The organism is Cellulomonas septica, assembly GCF_012396155.1.
GTDB classification, from domain to species: domain Bacteria; phylum Actinomycetota; class Actinomycetes; order Actinomycetales; family Cellulomonadaceae; genus Cellulomonas; species Cellulomonas septica.
In genome coordinates this window covers 1-7,265 of the sequence record NZ_JAAXOY010000125.1, presented here as the reverse complement: position 1 = coordinate 7,265, position 7,265 = coordinate 1, and the positions used below count along the sequence as shown (strand labels likewise).

Sequence of the window (7,265 nt, the reverse complement as noted above, 5' to 3'; positions counted from 1 at the left end):
AGGGACGGGCCGGCGCGCGACGCCGTGCGCCAGGCCGCGCAGCAGCGTCGCCGCCCGGGTGAGCCGCGGCGGCTCGAAGAGCAGGATGGTCAGACCCCAGTAGGCGACGATCGCGAGCCACTGCACGGACCACCCCGGCGCGGCCGTCGCGTGCTCGCGCAGCATGATCGCGGAGTTGCGCCCGATCCAGTAGAGGCGCCACGTGGGGTGGTGCGTCGCGCGCAGGCGCAGCGGCCCCCAGCCGTGCCACCGCGTCTCCCCCAGGCCGTGCGGCAGCAGCACGGTGCGGTCCTGGCAGACCCGCCAGCGCGCCTCGCGCACCCGCAGGCAGAACTCCTGGTCGACGCAGTCGACGAAGAAGTCCTCCCGGAACGGCCCGACCGCGTCGAGCGTCGCGCGCCGGACCAGCATGCCGGACGTGATGATCGCGCCCAGGTCCGCGAGCTCGGGACGGGCGGCGGACCGGGGGTCGAGGTAGCGACCCGCGTCGGCGTCCCACGGCGCCGGACCGACGACACCGATCGTCGGGTCCGCGTCGAGCCGTGCGCCGAGCCGCGCCACGAGGTCAGACGGGATCGTCGAGTCCTGGTCCAGGAGCAGCACCCGGTCGGCCTCGGGGTGCCGCGCGACGCCCGCGTTGAGCGCCGCCGCGAGACCCGAGTTGTAGCCCATGGGCAGGATCTCGACCCGCTCCGACGGCTCGACGTGCGCGCGTGCGTCGGTGTCCCCCGGCGGCGTGTTGTCGACCACGACCACGACGTCGACCTGGTCGACGACGGACGCGACCACCGCGGCCAGACCCGGTCCGGGCCGGTACGCCGTGACGACGGCCAGCGACGCGGCCGGCTGCGCCGTCACAGGTAGTAGTGGCGCACGACGACGCCGATCGAGACGACGTGCAGCAGCAGCACGAGCCCGGCCACGCTCCACGCGGTCACCGTCGCGGCCCCGCGGCGCGGCACGAAGCGCTGCACGAGCAGCACGGGCAGCGCGAGCAGCACCGGCACCACCATGAGCAGGTAGCGGCCCTGCAGCAGGTCGGTCCGGCCCGACGACGCGAAGAACAGGTACTCGATCGCGTACATGCCGAGCAGCGACAGGATGCCGGTCCCGGTGCACAGCGTGACGAGCCGGTCGAGCCGCCGCTGCTCGTCGGTGCGCGTGCGCCACTGCCGCACGACGACGACGAGCCACCCGACGAGCGCCGCCGCGAGCGCCAGGTAGGACCACCAGATGACCTGGTACGCGATCTGCGGCAGCGGCGTGTTGACCCACCCGAAGTTGCCCCAGAACTGCGTGACCCACAGGCCGCGGAACTCGAGGAAGGCCGGGTCGTACTGGGTCGCGAGGTACGTGACGAGGTCACGCGGGCCGGGCTCGGGCGACGCCGGGAACCCGATGCCCGACTGGATGCCGAGCAGGCGCTGCACCACGAGCCACAACCCGTACGTGCAGGCCACGCCGACGGCCGCGAGCAGGGGCTCGACGACGAGGACGCGCCAGTCGCGCACACGGTGCTGCACCTTGCCGAGCAGCCAGCCGATCGCGACGGGGAACACGGCGATCGCGCCGAAGGGCTTCCCGAGCGCGCCGAGACCGACGGCCGCGCCGGCGGCGAGCATGACCCAGGGGGCGCGCGCGGAGCGCACGAGGCGCGCGCCGAGCCACAGCGCGGCGAACCCGCACGCGATCACCCACGCGTCGTTGTTCACGATGGCGTACTGGTGCGCGAGCATCGGCTGGAGCGCGACCGCCGTCACGAGCCCGGCGCGGGCCCAGCGCCGCCCGGGCAGCAGCTCGCCCGCGAACAGCCAGGCGAACACGATCGCCGCGACGCCGAGCAGGGTGGACCACAGCCGGACGGCGTGCACCTGCGCGACGGTGTCGTCGGGTGCCACGAGGTAGAAGAGCGCGGCGGGACCGTAGTAGGTCGGCGGGTAGGACGCCGCGGGACCGGTCGGGTCGGAGTCCGTGCCGACGGCCGCGTCGTCCGCCCGGAGCTCGTCGACCGCCTCGTCGCCGTAGTCGGGCCGGTCGGTCGGGCGGTGGGACGAGACGTGCATCGCCTCGGTCGCGACCTCGACCGACTCCGAGTACGCGCCGTACCGGTGCTCGGTCGTGTTCCAGACCGGGATCTTCCCCTGCTCGGCGATGTACTGCGCGTTCGCGAAGTGCGCGCCCTCGTCCATGCCCTGCAGCGGCGGGATGACGGTCGTCCACACGAGACCGCGCACGAGGACCAGCGCGACGAGCGCGACGAGCCCCCACCGCGGCCGCGCCACGAGGAGGACGACGGCGGCCGCCACCAGCACGAGACCGAGCGCGAGCCCGACCGGGGACCCCCACGCCGGCGCGTAGTCGCCGAGCCGGTCGAGCACGAGCCCGACACGGTCGACCACGCGGTCGTCGCCGTCGTAGTAGGTCATGAGCGAGTCGGTGCCGGTCGTCGACTCCCACACGGACGGGCCGATGACGCTGTCGTCCGTGACGGCGAGCGTGAGGTCGTACGTCCGGCCCGCGGAGTCCTCGACCGGGTCGAAGGCGAGCACCGTGACGGCTTCGTTGTCGGGGATGTCGGCGCAGTCGAGCGTGCCGGTCGCGACCGTGCGGTCGCCGTCGCTCAGCGTGGCGCGCAGGTCGCAGCTGATCGTGTCGCGGTAGGTCGCGAGGACCGCGCGCACCTCGCTGAACCCGTCCTCCTCGGCGCGCAGCTCGAACGTCTGCGGCTCGCCGACCTCGACGGGCGGCTGCGGGGTGGCCAGGTCGAAGTGCTCGGTCACGTCGGCGCGCACCGCGCCCGTCGGCTGCGCGAGCGCGACCCAGGTCCCGCCGGCGACGAGCAGCACCGCGAGGACGGCCCACAGCCAGCGTGCGCCGGGCACCGCCCAGCGGGAGCGTGGGGTCGACGCGTCGTCGCCCTCGCCCGGGACCGCCGGCGCGGGCGACGCGATGTCTTCGGCGATGTCGCGCAACGCGCGTTCCCTTCGTCGACGACCCGGCATGCGGCCGGCCAACGGGCACAGAGTCTCTCACAGCGACCTCGGCGCCAGGACCGCCGCCTCGGGCGGCAGGAGCGTTCGGCTAGAGTCGGGGCCGTGTCTGCCCCTCGCCGAGTTCTGGCTGTGCTGCCCGCGTGGAACGAGGAGGTGACCCTTCCCCTGGTCCTCGCCGAGCTGCACGAGGCCGTCCCGGACGTGGACGTGCTCGTCGTCTCCGACGGGTCGACCGACCGCACGGTGGCCGTCGCGCGGGAGGCCGGGGTGCGCGTCCTCGACCTGCCCATCAACCTGGGCGTCGGCGGCGCCATGCGCGCGGGCTTCAAGTTCGCGGTCGAGAACGGGTACGACGGCGTCGTCCAGTGCGACGCGGACGGCCAGCACGACCCGCAGGACATCCCCCGCCTGCTCGCGGCCGCCGACGCGACCGGCGCGGACGTCGTCATCGGCGCGCGGTTCGCAGGCGCGGGCGAGTACATGGCACGTGGACCGCGGCGCTGGGCCATGCGCCTGCTCTCGGGCGTCCTCTCGCGCCTCGTCGGGACGAGGCTCACGGACACCACGTCGGGCTTCAAGCTGTCGGGGCCGCGCGCGGTCACGCTGTTCTCGCGCGACTACCCGGCGGAGTACCTCGGCGACACCGTCGAGTCGCTCGTGATCGCGCACCGCGCGGGACTGACCGTCCGGCAGCTGCCCGTGGTCATGCGTCCGCGCGCCGGCGGCGAGCCGTCGCACAGCCCGTGGCGCGCGGCGGTGTTCCTCGGCCGCGCGGGCCTGGCGCTCGTCGTCGCGCTGTCGCGCCCCGCGCCCGCGGGCACCACGCGCGAGGCCGTGGCGGCCGCGGCATGAGCGGGTACCTGTTCGCGCTCGTCGCGTCGATCGTCACGCTCGTCTTCATCCTCGTGCTGCTGCGGCGGCGCCAGCTGCGCGAGAAGTACGCGGGCATCTGGCTCGTCGTCTCGTTCGCGATCATCGTGCTGGCGGCGTTCCCGCGGCTCGCGATCCAGATCGCCGACCTGGTCGGCGTCGAGACGCCGTCGAACCTGCTGTTCGCCGTCAGCCTCGTCGTGCTGCTGCTCGTGTCCATCCAGCTGAGCACCGAGATCTCGACGCTCGAGGAGGAGACCCGCACGATCGCCGAGCGGGTCGCGATCCTCGGGGAGCGGCTCACGCGCCTCGAGGGCGCCGCGACCGACACGACCGCACCGCAGGAGCCGCACGCCCGTGACGATGAGCAGCACTGACGTCCCCCGCGTCGCGGTCGTCGTGCTGGCGTACGGCCCGGAGCCGTACCTCGACGACGCCGTCGACGCCGTGCTCGCCTCGACCGGCGTCGACGTCGACCTGGTCCTCGTCGACAACGGCGCCGTGGGCGACGCGGTCGGACGCCTGGCTGCCCGCGACGACGACCGCGTCCGCGTGCTCGTGCCCAGCCGCAACCTCGGCTTCACGGGCGGCGTCAACCTGGGCGTCGCGCAGACCACCGCGCCCCTGGTCGCGCTCGTCAACTCCGACGCCGTCGTGCAGCCCACCGCGCTGGCGGAGCTCGTCCGCGCTCTCGACGACCCCGCGGTGGGGCTGGTGAGCGGGCTCGTCCGGCTGGCCGACGAGCCGGCGCTCGTCAACACGGTCGGCAACCCCGTGCACCTGCTGGGCCTCTCGTGGGCGGGGCACATGGGTGAGCCGACGGGCGACCACCAGGAGCCCGCCGACGTCGCGTCCGTCACCGGCGCGACGATGGCCGTGCGGCGCAGCGTGTGGGACGCCCTCGGCGGCTTCCCCGAGGAGTACTTCGCGTACCTCGAGGACCTCGAGCTGAGCTGGCGCGCGTGGCAGCGCGGGCTGCGGGTGCGGTACGTGCCGACCGCGGTCTCCGACCACCACTACGAGTTCAGCCGCAGCCCGCTCAAGATGTACCTGGTCGACCGCAACCGGCTGATCTTCGTGCTGACCTGCTACGCGCCGCGCACCCTCGCGCTGCTCGCGCTCCCCCTGCTCGCGTTCGACGTCGCGCTGCTCGCGGTCGCGCTCGCGCAGGGGTGGGGACGCCAGTGGTGGCGCGCGCGTGTGTGGGTGCTGGGGCACGTCGGGTGGCTGCGCGCACGCCGACGTGCGGTGCAGTCGGCGCGGCTCGTCCCGGACTCCGCGCTCGTGGACCTCTGGACGGACCGGTTCGACCCGACGCAGCTCGCGCTCCCGCCGGGCGGTCGTGCGATCGAGAAGGTCCTGCAGGCCTACTGGCGGCTGGTGCGCCGGGCCGTCTGACCGGCCCGGGAGCGCCGCCGCCGGGGTGCCGACAGCAGCATCCTCCTGACGAGGTGCCTCAGCCTGACGAGGGGCGTCAGCCCGACGAGCGCGTCAGCCGGCCAGCACCTCGGCGCCCGCGACGGCCCAGCGCTCGGCCCAGTCGCCGATGGGCGCGACGCCCGCGGCCTCGAGCGCACCGTGGCCGAGCACGCTGAACGCGGGGCGCGGCGCCGGGCGGACGAACTTCTCGCTGGTCGTCGGCCGGACGATCTGCGGGTCCATGCCCGCGGTCGCGACGGCCGCCTGCGCGAACCCGTGCCACGACGTCCGGCCCGACGAGGTGCCGTGGTAGGTGCCCGCGGGCGCGTCGGCGCTCAGCAGGCGGAGCACCAGGTCGGCGAGGTCGACGGTCCACGTCGGCTGCCCGACCTGGTCGTCGATGACGTCGAGGCCGCCGCGCTCCGCCGCGAGCCGGGCGATGGTCTTCGGGAAGCACGCGCCGTGCGCGCCGTAGAGCCAGGCGGTGCGGACCACGAGGTGGTCGGGGGCCTCGGCGCGCGTGGCCCACTCCCCCGCCGCCTTCGTCCGGCCGTAGGCCGAGCGCGGCGCGACGGGCGCGTCCTCGGCGTAGGGGTCGCCGGCGACGCCGTCGAACACGTAGTCGGTCGAGACGTACACGACCCGGGCCCGGTGCACCCGGGCCGCGCGCGCGACGTTCGCCGCGCCGACGGCGTTCACGGTGAACGCCGTCGCCTCGTCCTGCTCCGCGGGGTCGACCGCGGTGTACGCGGCGCAGTTGACGACCACGTCGGCACCGGCGAGGCCCGCGAGCGTCGCGTCGGGGTCCGTGATGTCGAGCTCGGCGCGGTCGAGCGCGACGACGTCCTCGTAGGAGCGCTGCGCGCTGGTGACGAGATCCTGCCCGAGCATGCCGGACGCGCCGACGACCACGAATCGCATCGGGCCAGGGTAGCGGCGCGGCCGAGGTCCGCCGGACGGCGTCCGCGCGGGTCGCACGGTCCCGTAGGCTGGCGGACGGCCGAGACCGACCGGAGAAAGAGGTTCCGATGCAGGTGCGCGAGCTCGCCGTCCGTGGCGCACTCGAGCTGACCCCCCGCCAGTTCGGCGACGACCGCGGCGTCTTCCTCGAGTGGTTCGCCGGGTCGGCGTTCGAGGAGGCCGTGGGTCACCGGCTGAACCTCGCGCAGGCCAACGCCTCGGTGTCCGCCGCCGGCGTGCTGCGGGGCATCCACTTCGCGGACGTCCCGCCGGGGCAGGCGAAGTACGTGACGTGCGTGCGCGGCGCGGTGCTCGACGTGGTCGTGGACATCCGGGTCGGCTCCCCGACGTTCGGCGCGTGGGACTCGGTCCTGCTCGACGACACCGACCGTCGCGCGATCTACCTGGCCGAGGGGCTCGGCCACGCGTTCATGAGCCTCGAGGACGACTCGACGGTCGTCTACCTGTGCTCGGCGCCGTACGCGCCCGGCCGCGAGCACGGCGTCCACCCGCTCGACCCGGCGCTCGGCATCGACTGGCCGACCGTGGGGCGCGACGGCACGCCGCTGACGCCGCTGCTGTCCCCCAAGGACGCCGAGGCGCCCTCGCTCGCGGAGGCGCAGCAGCAGGGGCTCCTGCCCACGCTCGCCGACGTGGAGTCGTTCGTCGCCCAGCTCGGTGGCTGACGCGGGCGACGCGACCGTCGTCGCGGTCGTCGTCACGTACCACCCCGAGCCCGCCGCGCTGCGTCGCCTGCTCGACGCGACCGCGCGGCAGGTGGACGCGGTCGTCGTCGTCGACAACGGCAGCACCCCCGAGACGCTGCGCGCGGTCGAGGACGCGCTGTCCCGCGAGCGGGTGCTCGCGATCGAGTACGTGACCGTCGCCGGTGACGTGTCGCAGCGTCGCGTCGAGCCGATCGTCCTCACGCGCACGCACGGCCGGTGGTACCTCGCGGCGTGGTGCCGCTCGCGCGACGACGTGCGCTGGTTCCGGCTCGACCGCGTCCGGCGCGCCGACGTG

At 74.5% G+C, this 7,265-nt stretch carries 8 protein-coding genes; 5 read left to right on the top strand and 3 right to left on the bottom strand.

The window, feature by feature from the left end; translation table 11 throughout:
* Positions 1 to 858 (bottom strand): glycosyltransferase (locus HGA02_RS06950; protein WP_168678416.1); only part of this gene is annotated, 858 nt, incomplete at its 3' end.
* On the bottom strand, positions 855 to 2,972 hold the full coding sequence (locus tag HGA02_RS06945) for a DUF2142 domain-containing protein (RefSeq protein ID WP_168678415.1): 2,118 nt from the start codon (positions 2,970 to 2,972) through the stop codon (positions 855 to 857). The genes HGA02_RS06950 and HGA02_RS06945, both read right to left, overlap by 4 nt.
* 123 nt (positions 2,973 to 3,095) lie before the next feature.
* On the opposite strand from HGA02_RS06945, the gene HGA02_RS06940 reads away from it, so the two are divergent.
* The 3 genes from HGA02_RS06940 to HGA02_RS06930 are packed head-to-tail and all read left to right on the top strand — an operon-like array spanning position 3,096 to position 5,261.
* Positions 3,096 to 3,845, top strand: a complete 750-nt coding sequence (locus HGA02_RS06940) for a glycosyltransferase (RefSeq protein ID WP_168678414.1) — start codon at positions 3,096 to 3,098, stop codon at positions 3,843 to 3,845.
* Positions 3,842 to 4,240, top strand: a complete 399-nt coding sequence (locus tag HGA02_RS06935) for a DUF2304 domain-containing protein (RefSeq protein ID WP_168678413.1) — start codon at positions 3,842 to 3,844, stop codon at positions 4,238 to 4,240. Before HGA02_RS06940 ends, HGA02_RS06935 begins: the two co-directional genes overlap by 4 nt.
* Positions 4,227 to 5,261: a glycosyltransferase family 2 protein gene (locus HGA02_RS06930; protein WP_168678412.1), complete on the top strand. Its 1,035-nt coding sequence runs from the start codon at positions 4,227 to 4,229 to the stop codon at positions 5,259 to 5,261. The genes HGA02_RS06935 and HGA02_RS06930 overlap by 14 nt, the downstream gene beginning before the upstream one ends.
* Positions 5,262 to 5,354: 93 nt before the next feature.
* Here HGA02_RS06930 and rfbD read toward each other — a convergent pair whose 3' ends face one another.
* Entirely contained in the window at positions 5,355 to 6,203 is an 849-nt protein-coding gene (rfbD, locus tag HGA02_RS06925) for a dTDP-4-dehydrorhamnose reductase (protein ID WP_168678411.1), read from the bottom strand.
* Positions 6,204 to 6,310: 107 nt separating this feature from the next.
* Between rfbD and rfbC the strand changes: the two genes are divergently transcribed.
* Positions 6,311 to 6,928 (top strand): dTDP-4-dehydrorhamnose 3,5-epimerase, encoded by a 618-nt coding sequence (gene rfbC, locus HGA02_RS06920; protein WP_168678410.1) that lies wholly within the window; start codon positions 6,311 to 6,313, stop codon positions 6,926 to 6,928.
* Positions 6,921 to 7,265, top strand: a 345-nt coding sequence (locus HGA02_RS06915; protein ID WP_168678409.1) for a WYL domain-containing protein, incomplete at its 3' end; no start/stop codon positions are given. The genes rfbC and HGA02_RS06915, both read left to right, overlap by 8 nt.

What these genes read in the sequence shown, in the direction of transcription:
- rfbD (WP_168678411.1), bottom strand. Translation starts at nt 6,203, where the DNA reads ATGCGATTCGTGGTCGTCGGCGCGTCCGGCATGCTCGGGCAGGATCTC.
- rfbC (WP_168678410.1), top strand. Translation starts at nt 6,311, where the DNA reads ATGCAGGTGCGCGAGCTCGCCGTCCGTGGCGCACTCGAGCTGACCCCC.
- HGA02_RS06930 (WP_168678412.1), top strand. Translation starts at nt 4,227, where the DNA reads ATGAGCAGCACTGACGTCCCCCGCGTCGCGGTCGTCGTGCTGGCGTAC.
- HGA02_RS06935 (WP_168678413.1), top strand. Translation starts at nt 3,842, where the DNA reads ATGAGCGGGTACCTGTTCGCGCTCGTCGCGTCGATCGTCACGCTCGTC.